Source organism: Clostridium sp. CAG:265 (assembly GCF_000436575.1).
In the GTDB taxonomy this organism is placed as follows: domain Bacteria; phylum Bacillota; class Clostridia; order Clostridiales; family Clostridiaceae; genus Clostridium; species Clostridium lentum.
Genome location: NZ_FR886599.1, coordinates 1 through 20,939, shown reverse-complemented (window position 1 = coordinate 20,939; position 20,939 = coordinate 1). Strand labels below are relative to the sequence as shown.

Here is a 20,939-nt window from a genome sequence, read left to right as displayed (position 1 = left end):
AACATCTCGTTTCCCTCGATAAGACTTTCTCTCTCTCAACGACAAGGACTATTCTACAATATCTTATTTAATACGTCAACACTTTTTTGCAACTTTTTTTATTTTTTTACTTTAATTCCTCTATAAAGGCCTCTACAGGCTGATTTTTAACTATTTTAAGATACCCTATACTCATTCTAAATTTAACACCTCTTCCGCTAGAAACACTTCCTGGGTTCATTATAATCATATCTCCTTCATGCTTTATCATCGGTATATGTGTATGACCATATAATACAATATCAGCATCTACTTCTCTACCTCTATAGTAAATTGAATTAAAACCAAAGTTAACATTATATTTATTACCATGAGTCATATATATTTTTTTATCATTTAAAATTACAATTCTTTCTACTGGATTTATCATCTTAAAGTCACAATTACCACATACTGCATATACCTCCCCCTTAAATCCTTCTGTTAAATTCTCTAAGTCACCTTCTCCATCTCCTAAAAACAACAAAACATCACATTTTGATATAGCCTTTTTAGCTAAATCTACAGCCTCACTATTATTATGAGAATCACTTACCACTGCTACTAACATAAAACTCCTCCTTCTTTATTTAATGATGACTTCTGAATGATGAGTGATAAATTATTAATGTGGAAACTAAAAGAGTTTCTAAAAAAACATACTTCTCTAAACTTCCTTTGGATAGTTTATTCATCAATTCATCATTCTTCATTCATCATTGTCTATGTCTAAGTATTATAGTTGTATTAATATCTTCTTTAATTCTTTTAAGGCATTTCCTCTATGAGAAACTGAATTTTTTTCTTCTGATGATGCTTCTGCAAAAGTTTTATTAAATCCTGGATAGAAGAATAATGGGTCATAGCCAAAGAAGTCTCCATCCATAAGTTCTTCTTTTATATACCCTTCTACAGTCCCTCTAATAACTTCTTTTGTATCATTACCTATTAAAGCTAATGCACATACGAATCTACCTCTTCTCTCTTCACCTTTAGCAGACTTCATCCTATCTAAAAGTTTAATGTTATTTGCATAGTCATTACCATGCTCGCCACTATACCTTGCTGAGTATATACCTGGCTCTCCATTTAAATAATCAATTTCTAATCCTGAGTCATCTGCTAAAACTAAGGCATCACCTTTATTATTAGTTAAGAGATATTTATATATTTCTGATGCTTTCTTAAGAGCATTTTCTTCAAAGGTACTTCCATCTTCCACCACATCTATATCTATATTTTCATCCTTTAAAGAACATATTTCAAAATTATGCTCATTAAGCATATTTTTTAATTCTTTTACTTTCTTTTCATTATTACTAGCTAAAACAATCTTTCTCATTACTTAGATTCTCCTGTTCCAATCCATAATGCATCCATCTTTAGGCAATCTTTTTGTAATTGAATCATTTGTTTAATACCTTTTTCACCTAAATTTAATATTTCATTTAATTCACTTCTGGTAAATGGAGCTTCTTCCCCTGTACCTTGTATTTCTACAAACTCTCCATCATCAGTACCAATGATATTCATATCCACCTTTGCATTTGAATCTTCCTCATAGCATAAATCTAATAGCTTTTCTTCTCCAACAATACCAACACTAGTTGCACAAACAAACTTTCTTATTGGATAAACTTTAAAACTTTTTTGCTTGTGAATTTTATTTACTGCATCTACTAATGCTATAAATGCACCTGTAATACTTGTTGTTCTAGTACCTCCATCAGCTTGAATAACATCACAGTCAATCCAGATTGTCTTTTCACCTAATGCCTTTAAATCAACAACTGATCTTAATGCTCTTCCAATAAGTCTTTGAATCTCCATTGTTCTCCCATCAAGTTTTAATCTAGCTATATCTCTTACCTTTCTAGTTGCCGTAGATCTTGGAAGCATATTATATTCTGCTGTTATCCAACCTTCTCCACTCCCCTTTAAAAATGGTGGTACTTTATCTTCAATAGATGCTGTACAAATCACCTTTGTATCTCCTACTTCAATTAATACAGAACCCTCAGCATGCTTTATATAGTTCCTTGTTACTTTTGTATGTCTAACCTGATCGTTTTTTCTACCATCAATACGCATAATTCTCCTCCAACTAATAGTTTTAATATTTACTTTTAATATCTTATATTTATAGTATCATCTTGTTTTATTATCTTATTACTAAAAAAATGCACTTTTTCCTCTTATAACTCATATTATTAATATAAGAATTACTTTGAGAGGTGAATAAATTGAGATATATGGGTCCATTTTTTAGAATGAATAATCTTTCTCAAGATGAAATTAACACACAGCTTTTCTTTTTTGCTAAGGAAGCAATTAGAACAATCGTGCTTGAATCTAAATGTGGATTAGTATCTTCTATAAAAAGCTACAAAAGACTTTCCTCTAACAATGATATTAGCATAAATAGTAATATTTCTCCACTACTCTGCGTATACAAAAAAGCTTCACCTAACTATATTCATAGTAAAAATTCAAATGGTTTTGATGAAGATACCTTTAGAAAAGAAATTAATCCAACCTCCAATGCTCTAATGACATTATCAATTCTTGAACTTGCTGACTACTACGATAACTTTAAAGGCAAGGATAGGAATCTATATGCATTTCATGATATATATATAAAACTAGCTAAAGAACAGCTAGAATTTTATTCAGTGAATTTAAGAAGTGCTGATGGTACATTTACAAGTAAAAAAAATAATGGTGAAAATAATTATAAAAACTTTAACTTATCTGATAAAGATAAGAAGTTTAAATTTTCTGATCAAGCTTACATGATGCTTGCTTACTACTTATATTCATTAAAAAATCCTGAAAGTGATGTATATGATGCCTATAAGGCTTTTGCCATGGAAATTCTACAAGTCTTTGTAGAATTTAAAGATAAGATATATGAAACTTCCTTAGATGAGATATGTAAAATATTATTAGCATTTAACGTTCTATATAGTTATGATGATTTAGATGACTTAAAACTGTTAATAATAGACTTTGCTGATTATGCTATGAATAAACTAGATGAAAAAGATTATTATGTTGAAGAATTAGATACTGTATGCCTTTGCTCCATAGCATTATCACTATCTTATAAACATACAAATATCCTAGGTTTTTTTGACAAGACATCCGAAATCATTAACAAACTTTATGATTTATATGATGCTAAAAACGAAGCCTTTTATAAACTTTCTTCAAAGAAGGATATAAAGTATTCATGTTTTGATATTAACTTTTATTTTCTTGCCTTTGTTATTTATTCTGATATAAATGAAAATAAGTCATCATATAAAGATCTCATTTCTTCAATATATAAGAAATTTTTTATTTCTTCTGGCATAATAACAAGCTGGCCTGAGGCCCCTACACTTGACGACTATGAACGGTATCGAGGATATAGTTTAAAATCTACTGATATGCTTAATGAAACTTATTTTAAAATGTCCAACATTCCTACTCCATCAAGCAGCGGTACTGCTCCAATATTTATTAAATATGTAAATTACAATAAGAAGAAGGATGAATTTACAACAAGTCACATATCCTTCGACAGCTACAAAAACTTCTTTTTATTTTACTTATTTATTTTCTTCTTTAAAGATAAATGCATAAATAATCTATATAATTCTTCATATGGTACAGATCCATTCCCTTTAAATACAGAAACTATTCCTAACATTGATACTATTATAGAAAGCAACCCAATGTCTGATAAAGATATTTCTGATAAAGAAAATAAAAATAATATACCTAATAATCCTACCGATTTATCTGAAAATATAGATTATAATCTTAACAACTCATCAGCTGATATATTATCTAATGATATTGGTGAAGACTATTTATCATATAATGATATAACTAGAGAGGAGGATACTGAAGATGCTTTTGTAGTCGATGAAAAGAACGAGGATTAATGTATATAAGGTCTCTTTAATGAGACCTTAGACCTTATTTTCTTATAGCGCTAAAATTAATATTACCATTACAATCCAATGTTAATCCTGTAATATCATTATTAACTGCAATATTTTCATTATAAAATAGAAGTGGAAGAATGCTATATGAATTAAAAATATTATCTTCTATATTAAAATAATTTTCTTCCTGCCATGTTTCTATAGATAAATCTTCATTATACTCATCAATAACTCTATATACATCATCTTCATTCTTAACTTCCCAATTAAATATTATTAAATCATAATATCCCTCATCGATTATACCTTCTATATCTTCCTCATCTACTAACTTTACCACTAATGTATAGCTTGTATTTTCATCTATCCAATCAGAAATGATATTTACAAGTTCTTTATTATCAACATTATTCTCTGCTACTAAAATAATGCTTTCTTCATCTTTCCAAGAATTATCCATATTAGTAAGAACCTTTCTTTCCTGCAACTTATCAGCGCTGCTTTCTTCACCTCTATAATATTTTCCTTCTGCACAAATCATGGATGATTCATTGTTTTCAATATAATTCCTTATAGCAGAGTCTAATAATGAATATATTTTTTTTCTACCATTTATCGGTATAGCACTTTCATCCAAATTAAAGCTAGCATAAACTGCTTCATTGGAAGGTAATGTTATAAGCTTTCCCTGTTCCCTTAAGCGTTGCAATTGGTTTCTTGGTGGATTTACAACAATATCCCTATTACCTACCTCAAAGGCAGCTAATGCTACATCTTCTGATTTATCCTCTACTATGCTAAGAACTTTAGGAAGTTCTCCATTAGATTTTTCATTTCTATGTAATATAATTTTACTATCATCAATTGAGCTTATATAATAATCACCACTATACACTAAAGAGGTATAATTTTTATTAATAAACTCCCAACTTAGTACATTTTTTCTTAATCTATATTGAGGCTTAGATAGCTGTACTAAAAAATCATCATCAGTAGAATTTAAGCGCATTATCAAATTGTTACCTTGAGCCCATATGGCTACTGTCTCTTTAAAGTTACCTTCATTTTCTAAATATGCTCTTGCTCCATAGACATTCATAAGAGCTTCTATATCATCTTCATTTTCCTCAGTTAATATTTCCCTAAAGAACTGTACTAAATCATCAGCTGTTATGATTTTGCCATCACTCCAAAAAACATCATCTCTAATGGTAAAATTATATTGTATGCCATTATCAGTTACTTCCACACTCTTAGCTAATGCAGGCATCATCTTTCCTTGGCTATCTATTTCAATAAGTCCTTTGCTTACAGCACATATTATATCCTGTTGTCTAGTGTTAAGACTTGCTATGTTTCTCATATCATCTGGAATATTATTTATAGAGTATACTATATCATCCTTTTCAGCTTCCTTTCCATTATTCCCTTTATCTATAAACCCTAAAAGAAACACTACAGTGGCTATGGTTATTAATATTGTTATTATTAACCTCTTCAATTACGCCACCTCCTTCCAATAATAATAAGTATATCCATAACTAAATTAACCTAATCAGCCCCTTTATTTATTTCTTATATTTTTGTATAATTTTTATAATATATTAATTTAAAAATTTGGAGGTGCATTATGTCATCTGTAGTACAAGTTATGCAAATAATGTTTTATGGAGTAGCAACATTATTTATGATTTGCTTTATGATTATAGGAATATGGGCATTTGTTTTATATACAAAAATGTTTAAAAATAGCAGAATAAAAAACTATCTTCTACAAAAGATAAATGATAGTATTTCTTCTTTAAATGAAAAAAATAGCTACAATGATTTCCAAGATGAATCTTTTAACAATTCTTCATCTATACTTGAAGAATCTTTATTTGAAAAATCAAAAAGTGATGATATAGAGCCTGGAGACTCTCTTTATAAAATAACATAATAAAATGGCTGTATCATTTTGATACAGCCATTTTAAGCTACTTATATGATAAGAAATATTATATAATATATTTCCTTTATATCATCTTTTCAAAGTCATCTTCAGTAAGAACTGTTACTCCAAGTTCTTGTGCTTTTGTAAGCTTTGAACCTGCTTCTTCTCCAGCAATTACATAATCAGTTTTTTTGCTGACACTGCCTGAAACTTTTGCTCCTAAACTTTCAAGCTTAGATTTTATTTCAGATCTAGAATACTTCTGCATTGTTCCTGTCACTACTACTATTTTACCACTAAATCCACTTTCAATAACTTCCTTTTCCTCATAAATTGGATTTATTCCTAATTCTAAAAGTTCATTAATAGTATTAATAACTTTTTCTTCATGGAAAAACTCCAAGACACATTTAGCAACTATATCACCTACATCTGAAACTGAAATAAGTTCCTCAAAAGTAGCTTCTTTAAATCCATCAATAGACTTAAACTTATCTACTAAATCTTTAGCAGTCTTAACTCCTACATTTGGTATTCCTAATGCATAGATAAATCTATATAATTCTGGTGTCTTACTTTTTTCCACAGCATCTAATAAATTTTGTGCCTTTTTTTCACCAAATTTATCAAGAGTTACAAGTTCTTCTTTTTTAAGCTTATATAAATCTGCTATTGATCTTATATCAAGCTTTTCAAATAACTGTTCCGCAGTCTTTTCTGAAAACCCAGCAATATTCATAGCTTCTCTTGAAGCAAAGTGAACTATACTCTTAACCATTTGAGGTTTGCATGATAGAGTATTTTCACAGAAGTAATGCGCTCCATCTAAAACTAAATGACTTCCACAGGAAGGACATACTTTTGGTGCATTTATCTCTTTTGAACCTTCTATGGTAGATTCTACTACACCCATTATTTCTGGTATAACATCATTTGATCTACGTACAAATACATCAGCACCTATTCTTACACCTTTTCTTCTAATATCATCCATGTTATTTAATGTTGCTCTTTTGACGGTAACTCCAGCAAGTTCTATTGGTTCCAATATGGCCGTAGGCCCTACTCTTCCACTTCTTCCAACATTCCATTCAACATCTAAAAGCGTAGTTGTAGCTTCTTGTGCTTCAAACTTAAAAGCTATTGCCCACTTAGGGAACTTAACAGTATAACCTAATAGTTCTCTAGTTCTCATATCATCAACGGCTACTACCACTCCATCTATATCGTAATTTAAGTCAAATCTCATTGCTTCTATTTCTTTAATATACTTTTCTACTTCTTCTAAAGTAGTAGCATATCTTATATATTCATCCATTGGAAGTCCTTTTTCCTTGATAAATTTAAGCATTTCTTCATAATTCTTAAATGCATTTCCTTCTTTATATCCTACATCATAAAAAAATGCTGAAAGACCTCTTCTGGCTGTTTCCTTTACATTTAAATTTCTTAATGCTCCAGCAGCCCCATTCCTTAAATTCTTAAGTGGTGTTTCAGAAATGGAATTATACTTATCAAAAGCTTCCTGGGTCATTATTGCTTCACCATGAACTTCAAAAAGATCTCCGATGCTTGTCTTTAAAGGTATTTCCTTGATTGTCTTTACTTGAGCTGTTACATCTTCCCCTGTTTCACCTGTACCTCTAGTAGCTGCAACTTCTAATATTCCTTCTTCATTATAAGTAAGGTTTATGGTAAGACCATCAAACTTCTTTGTTATAACATATCTTAATGGAGGTAGGTTTTCACCTCTGTCATTCATTTCATTTACAAATTTAACATTTCTATTATGCCATTCCTTTATTTCTTCCATGCTTTGAGCCTTATCTAAGCTCCAAAGCCTTGCTTTATGAATATATTTTCTAAAGCCTTCTAAGACAACATCCCCTACCCTTTGAGTTGGTGAGTAAGGAAGTACATATCCTGTTTCATTTTCTAACTCTTTAAGCTCATCATACTTTAAATCATACTCCTTATCAGTGACTGATGGCCTATCTAATGAATAATACTCATAAGCATATCTATTTAAAAGTTCTACTAATTCTTCTATACGAGCTTTATTATCCATACTTACCTCCAAATTTCCTTAATTATAATACTTCTAATTTTGCTATAGACTGCATAAGGTTTTTAATTCCTTGACTATTAAATGCTATGGTAAGCTTCTTATCCCCATTTGAATCAGCTACTGCCACAACAGTACCTAGACCAAACACCTTATGTCTTACCTTTCTTCCTACAGTAATGTCTTCAGAAACTCCTGAAGTATTGCTATCTGATAAAGTTTTAGCTTTATTTGTCCCAAAGCCTCGGGCACCATTTGATGAATATCCACTTCTTATGCTATGAGGATTATTTCTCATGTCTTTTCCTGCCATCATTGCTCTTGTAGCATCTATGGCACTTCTCTTGGTTTCCATCACAACATATTCTCTTAAATTTGGTTTTATTTCTGCTATAAAGTCTGATTGTGGATATGAAACTGTTCTACCAAATACTCTTCTTACCTCTGCTGAAGTCATATATAGCATTTCTTTAGCTCTTGTTATACCAACATAACAAAGCCTTCTTGATTCCTCCATTTCTGTATCACTATCAAAAGAAGCTGCTCCTGGGAATAATCCATTTTCCATTCCTACCATAAATACTATTGGGAATTCAAGCCCCTTAGCACTATGTACTGTCATAAGTACTACTGCTCCATTATCATCATCTTCCTCTTCCAACTTATCTGTATCTTGTACTAATGAAACTTTTTCTAAATATGCAGAAAGACTCTTATCTTCACTTGTCTTTTCAAAATCAACAGCATCTGAAACAAGTTCCTTTAAATTTTCAATTCTACTCTTATCTTCTATATCCTTAGATGATTCTAACTCTTTTAAATATCCTGTCTTATTAAGTATTTCTTCTATTAAATGAGATACTGGAACTGTTTCGCTAAGTATTGCAAGCTCCTCCATCAATGACATAAATCCATCTATACCAGTACAATTTCTAGCTGTAAGAGTTGGTATAGTTCTTACTTCACTTAATCCATCCCAAAGACTTAACTCATAATTTTCCACAAAATCTAATACCTTACCAATGGTAGCATCACCAATTCCTCTTTTTGGTACATTAATAATTCTTCTTAATGCAATACTATCCTCTGGGTTTACAAGTACTTTTAAATAAGAAAGCATATCTTTAATTTCTTTTCTATCATAAAATCTAGTTCCACCTATAATTTTATAAGCTATACCAGCCCTTCTTAAACTTTCTTCAAAAATACGTGATTGTGCATTTGTTCTATAAAGAATAGCAAAATCTTTATTCTTTTTGCTTTGCTCACCTTTTAGCTTTGTTATCCTTGAAGCAACAAAACTTCCTTCATCTGTATCAGAATAAGCCCTATACACTTGTATTTTTTCACCTGGCTCTTGCTCAGTTCTTAATGCCTTGCTCTTTCTATTGGCATTATTTAAAATAACCACATTAGCAGCATCTAAAATATTTCCTTTAGATCTATAATTTTGCTCAAGCTTAATTACTTTAGCGTCTGGATAATCTTTTTCAAATCCTAATATTATTCTGATATCAGAACCTCTCCATCCATAGATACTTTGATCATCATCACCTACAACACAAATATTTCTATGCTTTTCTGCTAATAATCTTACTAGTTCATATTGAACTGCATTAGTATCTTGATATTCATCAACCATTATATATTGGAATTTTCTTTGGTAAAACTCTAATGTTTCTGCATCTTTTTTAAATAATTCTACAGTTTTAAATATAAGATCATCAAAATCTAAAGCATTATTTTCCTTTAATCTTTTTTGATACATCTTATATACTTCTGCTATCTTCTTTTCTCTAAAGTTTGATTCATGCTGTCTATAATACGAATCTGGAGATAACATATTATCCTTAGCTCTGCTTATCTTACCCATGATTTCTTGTTCAGAAATATCTTTATCATTTATTTGTAAAGCCTTTATACATTCTTTTAATAATGTCTTTTGGTCTGAAGAATCATATATAGTAAAATTCTTTTTATAACCTATCTTTTCAATTTCTCTTCTTAATATTCTTACACAAGTGGAGTGGAATGTCGATATCCACATATCTTCAGCCTTTTCACCAATTAACGAAACAACTCTCTCCTTCATCTCTTTAGCTGCTTTGTTTGTAAATGTTATGGCTAAAATCTTATACGGAAATATATTTAAATCCTCAATCATATGTGCCATCCTATGTGTCAGTACCCTTGTTTTACCTGAACCTGCTCCTGCTAAAATAAGCACTGGTCCCTCAACAGTTACAGCACCTTCATATTGTTCCTTGTTTAATAATGCTTTTAAATCCAAAAAACATCCTCCTCTCCAATTTATCATTGCTATTATATCACAATAGACTCTTTCTTATTATTATTGACATTTTTATTATATTAACTATATTATAATATAAAATTCTATTCAAACAAACGTTCGAATACAATTATTATTAAATTTTTCTTTAAAAATCTATTTTTAGACAACAAAAAACGCAACCATTGGGGCTAGGTTGCGCTTCAGCAATAAGCAATAAATAAAAAAGGGGGCTATTCATTCCTTTTATTTATCCTTGCAATAACATTATATAGAAGACATTTAAAAAAATCAATATGTTTTATATAAATATTTACATTTTTCCTAAAATGTGAATCTTACTATAAAAACATTAAAATTTATTCGTTAAAACCCTTTTAAAATTGCAATTTCTTCTTCTGTTAACTCTCTATATTCGCCTTCCTCTAAGTCTTCATCTAAAGGTAAAGTACCAAATTCGATTCTCTTTAAGTATGTAACCTTCTTACCTACTGCTTCAAACATTCTCTTCACTTGATGAAACTTTCCTTCTTGTATAGTCAAGACAATTTCAGAACCTTCTTCAGATGCTTTTTGTATCTCTAAAATTGCTTCCTTACATCTATATCCATCATCTAATGCTATTCCATGTTTAAATTTTTCAATATCTTCTTCTGTAACTTTTTCATTTATTTTAGCAAAATAAACCTTATCTACTTTCCACTTTGGCGATATTAGTCTATGATTCAAGTCACCATCATTAGTTAATAACAGAAGCCCTACTGTATCCTTATCTAATCTACCTACTGGAAAAGGTTCAAATACTTGATGTTCAACTTCTAATAAATCAATTACTGTTTCATCCTTATTATCAAAAGTTGCTGAAATAACTCCTGCTGGCTTGTTCATCATTAAATATATAAACTCTCTATAGAAAATTTCCTCACCATTTATAACAATTTTATCTTTTTCTGGATCAACTTTCATAGCACTATCTTTTATAGTAATTCCATTTACTTGAACCATTCCATTTTTAACTATCTTCTTAAGATCCTTTCTTGTTCCATATCCTAAATTAGATAATATCTTATCTATTCTTTCCACTTTCTATACACCTCGCATTTTTTCTTTAGCTAATAATAGACTATTCTAATTTATCCTATCTGTAAAGTTTTATCTTGCATAACTAATCAAGTATTTTACATAACATTTAATTTATGTTAAATTAATACAGTTAGTGTAATTTAATAAAAGACAGTTCATTAAGACCATCCTGTCTATAAACAAAACTAGGCATAAATAATAAAAAAGGGTTATTTTATTGTGCCATCTTTAGCAGAATAAAATAAATCTTTTTTTACTTTGGAGGAAAAAATTATGGATAATACAGCTATTGTTGTTTTCAGTGGAGGTCAAGATTCCACAACATGTTTATTTTGGGCTTTAGAAAAATTTGAAAGGGTAATTGCTGTTACTTTTGATTATAATCAAAGACATAAGCTAGAAATTGAATGTGCAAAAAATATAGCTAAGGATTTAGGTGTTGAACATCATATACTTAATATGGATCTTTTAAATCAATTAACTCCTAATGCCCTTACACGCAGTGATATAGATATTAAAAATGGTGAAGATGGTAATCTTCCATCAACTTTTGTAGAGGGTAGAAATATGGTTTTTCTTACCTTTGCAGCTATACTTGCTAAAGTAAAGGGTGCTAGACATATAGTTACCGGCGTATGTGAAACAGATTTTAGTGGCTATCCTGATTGTAGAGATATATTCATTAAATCATTAAACGTCACTACCAATCTTGCTATGGATTATAACTTTGTTATTCACACACCATTGATGTGGATAGATAAAGCTGCTACTTGGAAAATGGCTGATAAATATGGAAAGCTTGATTACGTAAGAAATAATACTCTTACATGCTATAATGGGATAATTGGTGATGGTTGTGGTGAATGTCCTGCCTGCATTTTAAGGAAGAGAGGTCTTGAAGCTTATTTAAATAATAAATCTTAGAAAATTGCTAAGGAGTGAAGATATAAAACTATCTTCACCCCTTAATTATTTCACTTTTTTTACATCCCCACGCCTTTCCATCATTACTATAAGGACTTTAGCATATTAGCATATAAATCTCATCTATATTTATTTTAAAAATCTTTTTATTACCATAAGTTTTTTATCACTATATGGTGGATACATCAGTGTGGTATTTAATACTCTACTCTTTTTAAGTACGCTCTTTCTATGAGAAAATGTCCTAAAGCTTTCTTCTCCATGATATGCTCCCATACCAGCATTTCCTACACCACCAAAGGGAAGATTTGAATTTGCCAAATGTAGTATTGTATCATTTATTGAAACTCCACCAGATGATATTTCATTTAACACCTTTTTTTCAACTCTTTTATCACTGGTAAATAGATATAATGCTAAAGGTTTCGGTTGTTTATTTATTGCATTTACAACTTCATTTAAATCACTATATTCCATTATTGGAAGTATAGGACCAAAAATTTCTTCCTTCATACAGGCTGCATTCCAATCCTTTACCTGAATTATCGAAGGAGCTATATATTTTTCTTCTTCATCATATTCCCCACCATATATCAAACCTTCTTTATCACTCTCCAATATATTACGCAATCTATTAAAATGTCTCTCATTTATTATACGTCCTAGAGATTCACTTACTTTTATATCATCACCATAAAAGTCATTAATGAATCTTTTCATTTCCTTAATGAGTTCATTCTTTATAGATTCATGAACCATTACATAATCAGGTGCCACACAAGTCTGTCCTGCATTTACTGTCTTTCCCCATATTATCTTATCTGCTGCACTTCTTATATTAGCACTCTTATCAACTATAACAGGACTTTTGCCCCCTAGCTCTAAGGTAACAGGCACAAGATTCTTTGCTGCTGCCTCCATAACAATTCTCCCTACAGCCGTACTTCCTGTAAAAAATATATAATCAAACTTAGAATTTATAAGAGCTGTATTAGTATCTATAGCCCCTTCCACAGCACATATATAACTTTCATCAAAAGCTTCACCAACAATCTTCAATATTACTTTTGCTACATTAGGTGCCATTTCAGAAGGCTTAATCACCGCACAGTTTCCAGCAGCTATAACGCCCACTAAAGGTTCCACAATCAATTGAAATGGATAATTATATGGTCCTATTATTAATACTGTTCCATATGGTTCACTAATAATAAAACTCTTTGCTGGCATTAAAAAGATTGGAGTCTTAACCTTTGTTGGCTTAGCCCATCTCTTTAAATTCTTCATAGCCTCTTCTATACTGTTATAGACAAAGCCCACTTCTGTAGCATATGATTCAACCTTATTTTTTCTTAAATCTAAATGTAATGCTTCAAATATTTCATCTTCATATCTTTTTATAGTATTTTTAAGTCTTCTTAGTGCTTTAATCCTAAATTCTATATTTTTAGTAACTTGTGTATTAAAAAAATTATTATGTTCTTCAAGTATATTTTCAACATCATAACTATTTAAGTCCTTTGTATTCATATCTATCATCTTCTTTCTTATATAATTATTCACTTTCTAAGCAAATCTAAACTTTTTGATTTGGCTATTCTCATAAAAAATTCATTAAATAAAATTTTATATCCTTCAAACCACAAAACATTCTTATTAAGTATATCACCTTTAAGAAAATTTTCATTTACTGATAAATTAATATATTATTAATCTCTCAAATATATATTTACATTGTTAGCTATTACAATTAATGGTATGATTGTTCATATGGAATTATTTGTATTATCAATTTGTACAAATATTAATTTAATATTTATAGGAGGATATATTTATGATATTTTATGGTCAAGAAACTGAAAAGGAAGAAAAAAAACAAGATGTTTCTAATATAGCTATGGAAAAGCTATTAAAATCTAGAACTATAGTGATTTCTGGTGAAATCACTCAAGCTTTAGCAGAAAAGGTAACTACTCAATTATTAGTTCTTGAACAAATGGGTGACGAGCCAATTAAAATATTTATCAATAGCCAAGGAGGGCATGTTGAATCTGGTGACACCATTCATGATATGATTAAATTTGTTAAACCAAAAGTAATAATTATAGGAACAGGCTGGGTGGCAAGTGCAGGAATTACTATTTATCTAGCTGCTGATAAAGAAAATAGATACTCTCTACCTAATACAAGATATATGATTCATCAACCAATAGGTGGTTTCCAAGGTCAAGCAACTGATATAGGTATTGAAGCTGAGGAAATTTTAAGAGTACGTAAAAGAATAAATACTATTATCAGTGAAGCTACTGGTCAACCATTTGAAAAAGTAGAGGAAGATACCGATAGAAACTATTGGTTAAGTACAAAAGAAGCCATTGATTATGGTTTGGTAAACAAGATTATTACAACTCATGCTGAATTTGAATATTAATATATAAGGGCAGTAGATAGATTTGTGTAAAATACAAATCTATCTACTGCCCCCTGAAGCCTTTATTTTAGCTAAATGAATAATGTAACCACCATAGTTGTACCAAAATCCTTTTTACTTTTACATTCTATTGTTCCATTTAGTAATTCAATAATTCTTTTGCTAATGGACAGCCCTAGTCCACTACCACTTTTCTTATGAGACTCTTCACATTGATAAAACTTATCAAAAATTTTATGAAGCTTTTTCTCTTCAATGCCTATTCCATTATCACTTATACTTACTGCAACACTTTTATCATTTAATCTTTTTACAGATATATCTATTTTACAATTATCACCGGAGTACTTAATTGCATTATCAATTAAATTTATCCATACCTGCTGCAACATATCAGCATCACTAAAAATACTTACCTTTTCCAAATTAATAGAAAAGTCTATTTCCTTCTCAGACCATTTTTCACTTAAAAGTATTATACATTTTCTAATCTGTTCATCTAATCTTATTTTTTGTACACTAGAAACAATTACTTGGCTATCTAGTCTTGACATATGAAGCATATTTTCACAAAGCCTAGAAATTCTCATTGATTCATTATTTATTACTTCTAAATATTCATGTATTTCATTTTCATCAATATTACCATCTAATAATATTTCAGTAAAACCTGTTATCGCTGCAATAGGCGTCTTTATCTCATGAGATACATTTCTCATAAAATCTTTTCGCATATAATCCATACCATCTAATTCAGCCACCATTTTATTTACATTTTTAGCAAGCTCATCAACTTCATTGATATATTCATATTCACAGTTAGTAGTATCTCTTCTTTTAATACTTACTTTAAAGTTTCCCTCTGCAACCTGCTTTACTGTATTACTTACATCAATTAAAGGTTTAGTTAAATGCCCAGCTCCAATCCATAAAGAAATCCAAGCAATTATTAGTGCTAATATTAAGATAAATATACATATTACAACTATGATTTCATTAGTTATCTGCCCTATATAAAATATATTAATAGTACCTATAATTACTAATGTAGAGATAATACATGAACTGATAAAAATTAAAATTGAAATAATGGATATATATTTTCTAAGGGTCCACTTATACTTTATTTTTCTACTCTCCATTTTACTTTCTTCCTTAATTATCATTATATCTTAGCTTTATACCCTAAACCTCTCACTGTTATTATTTCAAAATCATTACAATTTTCAAACTTTCTACGTAATTTTTTTATATGAGAATCTATTGTTCTATCATCTATTTCTGTATCCATACCCCATATTTCATCCATTAATTCCATTCTAGTAAATATTTTATTTGGGCTGCTTAAAAGCTTAAATATTAAATAAAACTCTTTAGGTGGCATATTATACTCTTCTCCATCATAGATTATTGTCAATGAATCGTAATCTAAAATAGTGTTACCTAGTATTAATCGTCTTTCGTTGGCAATTTTTGCTCTTCTTAAAAGTGCATTTACCCTTAAAATCATTTCTCTCATATTTATTGGTTTTATCATATAGTCATCTGTACCTGCTACAAATCCCTTTTCCATATCTTCAATTTGATTTTTAGCAGTAATCATTAAGATAGGCATGGTATAGTTAGCAATTCTTAAAGTCTTTGTTAATTCATATCCATCTATTCCTGGCATCATAACATCACTTATTATCAAGTCTATATGTTCATGCTCAAGTACTTCTAGTGCTTCTTCTCCATTAAAAGCACTAAAAACATTATAGGTTTCCATTTTTAACTTAGCACTCATCATTTTATTTAAATTTTCATTATCTTCAACAACTAAAATAGAAAACATTATTACTCACCTTCTTTAATTACTTTTTCCTCAAATACTATTAGTGAAATTATAATTTAAAAAGTAAATGGATGCAAATATATATGTTTGCATCCACTTACTATATTTTCTTTATTTTAATTTTTATTAACTAACTTGCTCTACTCTTTCCTTGTAGACTATTTTTTTCTACATCTAAAACAACATCTGCAATATTCATTGTTGATTTTCTATGAGATACAATGATTATTGTCTTATTTTCTTTACTTTCCATAAGGGATTTTAATATTATTCCTTCATTTAAACTATCAAGATTACTTGTTGGTTCATCTAAAAGAATCATTGGAGCATCATGTAAGAAAGCTCTTGCTATTCCTATTCTTTGCTTTTCTCCACCTGATAAGTTTCCACCTAATTCACCAACTTTTGAATCATATCCCTTTGGAAGACTCATAATAAAATCATGAATTGATGCTTTTTTAGCTGCTGCTATTATTTCTTCCATAGTAGCATTTTCTTTAGCTATCCCAATATTATTGGCAATGGTATCATTAAATAAATAGGTATCTTGTGTTACAAATGACTGCATTTTTCTTAAATCAGATGTATTTATTTCATTAATATTTTTACCACCAATAGTAATTGCACCATTATTTACTTCCCAGAATCTCATAAGAAGCTTTAATAAAGTAGATTTACCACAACCACTTTTTCCATATATACCAATTATGGTATTTTTCTTTATCTCCATATTAAAATCTTCTAAAATAACTTCATCGTCATAAGCAAACGAAACATTTTCTAACTTCATATCTGCAAACTCAACAGTTTCTTTTCCACTTACTTCTTCCACAGCTGGCTCTTCTTCTAAAAGGTCAAGCACTCTGTTTCCTGCAGCAATTGTATGGAATAAGTTATTAGATAAGTTACTTATAGCAACTACTGGTCCAAATGAACTCATTAAAGCAATTAATGGAATTATTACTTGTGTAAAATCTACTTGTCCTTTATTGTAAAAAATACATCCTGCAAATAACATAACCATACTGCATAATAGTATTGCTGTATCAGTAACTGCTCTATTGCTACCTTCTTGCTTTAATAAAAACTTTTGCTTTGTTTCAAGTTCATCAGTTCTTCTATTTATTTCATCTAAACGCTCTTTACCAACACCATATTGAATAATATCGTTTATTCCTCTTATACTACTTAAGAAATAAGAATTTAGATCTCCCAGTTCATCTCTATATTGCTGTCCTGTTTCATCTCCTTGGTTTGAAGACCATACAGGAATAATTACTCCAACAATAAAATATGCTACTAAAGCAATAGCTCCTAAAAATATATTATAACTTCCTATAAATATAGTCATAATAACTGAAGTTATAAAAGCTATAATAATTGGAGATATTGTATGGGCATAAAATACCTCTAATAATTCTGTATCTGTTGTAATTATAGAAATTAAATTTCCTTTATCTTTACCTTCTAATTTTGCTGGTGCTAGTTTGCGAAGTTTAATAAAAACTTTATGACGTATAAGTGCCAACAATTTAAAAGCAATATAATGATTTGAACCTTGCTCTGCATATCTTAAAATGCCTCTAAGTACTGCACATATAACTATACCAATAATTACTTGCTTTAATGAAAGTGCTGTTGCAAATCCTAAAATATTTAATAATCCTACTCCACCAAGAACTATGATAAATATAGCTGTAAGAAAACCTATAACTCCCATAGTTATAGCTGCGATCATTACATGTACTAGAGGAAGCACAAGGCCTATTAGCTTGTACATAACTTTTAAACCATTTCTATTCATTTACTGCTCCTCCTTTTCCATACTGTTCTAATTGTTTTTGTCTATTGTATAAACTAGCATATTCACCATTATTATTAATAAGTTCATTATGCGTACCTGCTTCAGCTACTTTTCCATCTTTCATTGCATAAATACAATCTGACTTAACAACATTTTGAAGGCGGTGAGAAATTAAAATTACTGTTTTTGTTTCTGCTAGTTTATTAATTACTGCCATTATTTCATTTTCACTTTCTGCATCTATATTAGATGTAGCTTCATCGAAAATATATACTGGAGTATCATGAAGAATTGCTCTTGCCAAGTTTAATCTTTGCTTTTGTCCACCTGAAAGGTTAGAACCTTGTTCTAAAAGCTTAGTATTAATACCATCTTGCTCATTCATGAACTCAAGAAGATTAACTTTACGTAACGCTTCCTCCATTTGTTCTTTAGTTGCATCATTTTTACCCATACGAAGATTTTCTTCCACTGTTCCTTTAAAAATATTTGGATTATGAGTAACTAATGTTATATTTTTCATGATACTTTCTTCTTTAATATTAGAAAGCTCTTTTTCACCTATATGTATATTGCCACTATAGCCTTTATTTCTTCCCATTATAATATTAGTAATAGTACTTTTACCACAACCTGATTCACCAACTATAGATACAAATCCTTTTTCACTAATATCTAAATCAACACCATTTAAAATACTTCTTTCTTCATCATAAGCAAAGCCTACATTTTTAAATGATATTGCTAAGTTATTTTCATCAATTACTTCTGTCTTTTCTTCACCTTCATCAAGGTCTAATATTTTAAATATTTTCTTACTTGCTGCCATACCATTCATAGCTATATGGAAGAATGATCCTAATAATCTAAGAGGTATAAAAAATTCACTAGACAACATTATTATTGCAAATAATCCCCCAATTGTAAGATTACCCTTAGAAAACTCCAACAACGCAACAATTATTCCTAATCCTGCTCCTCCATAAGCAACTAAATCCATCACACTTATAGAGTTTAATTGCATTATAAGTACTCTCATAGTAATTTTTCTAAACTGCTCTGCATCTTTGTCCATTTCTACAGTTCTTCTAGCATCTGCTTCATAAATCTTTAAAGTAGTTAATCCTTGTAAATTTTCCAAGAAGCTGTCTCCTAAACCTGTATATATTCCCCAATATTTTGCTAGTAACTTTTTAGCAAACTTTTGTACTGCCACTATTGATATTGGAATAAGTGGTACACATACTAAAAGAACAGCTGAAGCCTTGATATTAACAAATGCTAAAATAATAAATAACGTAACAGGTGCAGCTAAACTGTAAAATAATTGTGCTAAATATTTACCAAAGTAAATTTCCAGCTGCTCTACTCCTTCTCCTGAAACTTGTACTATTTCAGCTGTAGGTATCTTATCCTCATATGAAGAACCTAACCTTAATAACTTATTATAAATATTTTCTCTTAATGTCTTCTTCACATCTGCTGCTGCATAGAAACTTGCATTACTTGATTTCTTATAACAAAATGATCTTATTATTACTACAAGCAAATCAATTACAACTGCTATAATTACCATATTGGTATTTATACTGTCATTTAACAAGTTTTCTAGTAAATATGCAAAAGAGAAAATAAATACTACATTGCATAAAAGTGCAATCCAATTCCAGATTACCATTTGAGCAACATACTTTTTAGAATCTTTAAGCAAATTCATTAATCGTTTGTTAATCATTGTATCCCTCTTTCCTTTAAAGTTATTTTCAAAGAAATGGTAAATTTTCAATGTTCCCATTTCTAAAAATTATCTTTATCTTTTCTAACACTTTATTACTTATAAAATTATAAAGAATAAATATGACTTGAATATGACCATCATTCTCAATTAGATGTTTTTATAAATTAAATTAAATAAAAAACACAGCTATTTTTTTTAAATAAAACTGTGTTTTTAGCTTATTTGCTATAAATATTTATCCATGTTAATAATCTATTATTAGATAGTTTATCATTTTATTTATAGCACTTTTATTATTTACTCCTTAAAAATATTCAAAGTTTATTCCTTAATTATCAATTACCTTTATGTAGTTTCATTAAAAAAACTGATATTTCCCTATACTCATTAACCATATGATTTAAGGTTTCAATAATATCTCTATTAGCATCAGAAGCTTCTATTTTTCCTATTACCTTATCACCTTGCTTTACTCCCATATCCATTGCCTTAACTGCATTTTCTAAAACCTCTTCATCATCAGTTATAAGTGCATCTTTTAATTTGCTAAAAAGACTGCCAATCTCTTGTCCTATACCCAATGATTCATCAACTTCTCCACCTAATTTATCTATTTGTGAAACTACTATTTCCTTTTGAGATGCAAAGGTAGAAAGTATCTTTTTAAATTCATTTTTTAAATCCTGACTTTCTAGCTTTTCTTCATAAGATTTAAAAGTATCAGATCCCATATTAATTCCCACTAAAAAATCGTTTAATAATTTAATAAGTTCACTATTATCCATTACATTCACCTCTTGATAGTAATTTTTCAAATTTTTAAATTATTTATTCATTTTTTTAATTTTATTATAAAAAAGTGGCTTTCGCCACGCTCCCTTCGG

The 20,939-nt window shown here is 29.4% G+C and carries 17 protein-coding genes; 4 read left to right on the top strand and 13 right to left on the bottom strand.

The genetic code is table 11. The features are described 5' to 3' along the window. Positions 1–106 precede the first annotated feature (106 nt). From Q5O29_RS03850 to rph, 3 genes are all read right to left on the bottom strand, one after another. Positions 107–589 carry a YfcE family phosphodiesterase gene (locus tag Q5O29_RS03850; protein ID WP_022211681.1) on the bottom strand — a complete coding sequence of 161 codons (483 nt, stop codon included), beginning with the start codon at positions 587–589 and terminating at the stop codon, positions 107–109. 165 nt (positions 590–754) lie between these two features. Continuing rightward, on the bottom strand, positions 755–1,360 hold the full coding sequence (rdgB, locus tag Q5O29_RS03845; protein WP_022211680.1) for an RdgB/HAM1 family non-canonical purine NTP pyrophosphatase: 606 nt from the start codon (positions 1,358–1,360) through the stop codon (positions 755–757). Beyond that, positions 1,360–2,109 (bottom strand): ribonuclease PH, encoded by a 750-nt coding sequence (gene rph, locus Q5O29_RS03840; RefSeq protein WP_022211679.1) that lies wholly within the window; start codon positions 2,107–2,109, stop codon positions 1,360–1,362. The genes rdgB and rph overlap by 1 nt, the downstream gene beginning before the upstream one ends. A gap of 161 nt (positions 2,110–2,270) precedes the next feature. On the opposite strand from rph, the gene Q5O29_RS03835 reads away from it, so the two are divergent. Further along, positions 2,271–3,950: a hypothetical protein gene (locus Q5O29_RS03835; protein WP_243166665.1), complete on the top strand. Its 1,680-nt coding sequence runs from the start codon at positions 2,271–2,273 to the stop codon at positions 3,948–3,950. Positions 3,951–3,984: 34 nt separating this feature from the next. On the opposite strand, the gene Q5O29_RS03830 is transcribed toward Q5O29_RS03835, so the two are convergent. Next, positions 3,985–5,454 (bottom strand): ABC transporter substrate-binding protein, encoded by a 1,470-nt coding sequence (locus Q5O29_RS03830; protein WP_022211677.1) that lies wholly within the window; start codon positions 5,452–5,454, stop codon positions 3,985–3,987. A gap of 129 nt (positions 5,455–5,583) precedes the next feature. Here Q5O29_RS03830 and Q5O29_RS03825 point away from each other — a divergent pair, with 129 nt between their 5' ends. Beyond that, positions 5,584–5,892: a hypothetical protein gene (locus Q5O29_RS03825; protein WP_022211676.1), complete on the top strand. Its 309-nt coding sequence runs from the start codon at positions 5,584–5,586 to the stop codon at positions 5,890–5,892. Positions 5,893–5,968: 76 nt separating this feature from the next. On the opposite strand, the gene ligA is transcribed toward Q5O29_RS03825, so the two are convergent. The 3 genes from ligA to Q5O29_RS03810 form a co-directional block, all read right to left on the bottom strand. After that, positions 5,969–7,954 carry an NAD-dependent DNA ligase LigA gene (ligA, locus tag Q5O29_RS03820; protein WP_022211675.1) on the bottom strand — a complete coding sequence of 662 codons (1,986 nt, stop codon included), beginning with the start codon at positions 7,952–7,954 and terminating at the stop codon, positions 5,969–5,971. Between the two features lie 22 nt (positions 7,955–7,976). Continuing rightward, positions 7,977–10,241: a DNA helicase PcrA gene (pcrA, locus tag Q5O29_RS03815; RefSeq protein WP_022211674.1), complete on the bottom strand. Its 2,265-nt coding sequence runs from the start codon at positions 10,239–10,241 to the stop codon at positions 7,977–7,979. Positions 10,242–10,607: 366 nt separating this feature from the next. Then, entirely contained in the window at positions 10,608–11,324 is a 717-nt protein-coding gene (locus Q5O29_RS03810; protein ID WP_022211673.1) for a pseudouridine synthase, read from the bottom strand. Between the two features lie 258 nt (positions 11,325–11,582). On the opposite strand from Q5O29_RS03810, the gene queC reads away from it, so the two are divergent. Then, positions 11,583–12,248, top strand: a complete 666-nt coding sequence (gene queC / locus Q5O29_RS03805) for a 7-cyano-7-deazaguanine synthase QueC (RefSeq protein ID WP_370545556.1) — start codon at positions 11,583–11,585, stop codon at positions 12,246–12,248. Between the two features lie 129 nt (positions 12,249–12,377). Here queC and Q5O29_RS03800 read toward each other — a convergent pair whose 3' ends face one another. Next, a complete protein-coding gene (locus Q5O29_RS03800; RefSeq protein ID WP_022211672.1) occupies positions 12,378–13,778 on the bottom strand; it encodes an aldehyde dehydrogenase in 1,401 nt (466 codons plus the stop codon). A 304-nt stretch (positions 13,779–14,082) separates the two neighbouring features. On the opposite strand from Q5O29_RS03800, the gene Q5O29_RS03795 reads away from it, so the two are divergent. Continuing rightward, positions 14,083–14,679 (top strand): ATP-dependent Clp protease proteolytic subunit, encoded by a 597-nt coding sequence (locus tag Q5O29_RS03795; RefSeq protein WP_022211671.1) that lies wholly within the window; start codon positions 14,083–14,085, stop codon positions 14,677–14,679. A 71-nt stretch (positions 14,680–14,750) separates the two neighbouring features. Here Q5O29_RS03795 and Q5O29_RS03790 read toward each other — a convergent pair whose 3' ends face one another. The 5 genes from Q5O29_RS03790 to Q5O29_RS03770 form a co-directional block, all read right to left on the bottom strand. After that, positions 14,751–15,821, bottom strand: coding sequence for a HAMP domain-containing sensor histidine kinase (locus Q5O29_RS03790; RefSeq protein ID WP_243166664.1), 1,071 nt, complete (start codon positions 15,819–15,821; stop codon positions 14,751–14,753). 23 nt (positions 15,822–15,844) lie between these two features. Beyond that, a complete protein-coding gene (locus Q5O29_RS03785; RefSeq protein ID WP_022211669.1) occupies positions 15,845–16,513 on the bottom strand; it encodes a response regulator transcription factor in 669 nt (222 codons plus the stop codon). A 130-nt stretch (positions 16,514–16,643) separates the two neighbouring features. After that, complete coding sequence (locus Q5O29_RS03780) at positions 16,644–18,317, bottom strand: amino acid ABC transporter ATP-binding/permease protein (protein ID WP_022211668.1); 1,674 nt, start codon at positions 18,315–18,317, stop codon at positions 16,644–16,646. Continuing rightward, positions 18,310–20,052, bottom strand: coding sequence for an ABC transporter ATP-binding protein/permease (locus Q5O29_RS03775; protein ID WP_022211667.1), 1,743 nt, complete (start codon positions 20,050–20,052; stop codon positions 18,310–18,312). The genes Q5O29_RS03780 and Q5O29_RS03775 overlap by 8 nt, the downstream gene beginning before the upstream one ends. A 338-nt stretch (positions 20,053–20,390) precedes the next feature. After that, entirely contained in the window at positions 20,391–20,840 is a 450-nt protein-coding gene (locus Q5O29_RS03770; RefSeq protein WP_022211666.1) for a DUF2383 domain-containing protein, read from the bottom strand. Positions 20,841–20,939: the final 99 nt, after the last annotated feature.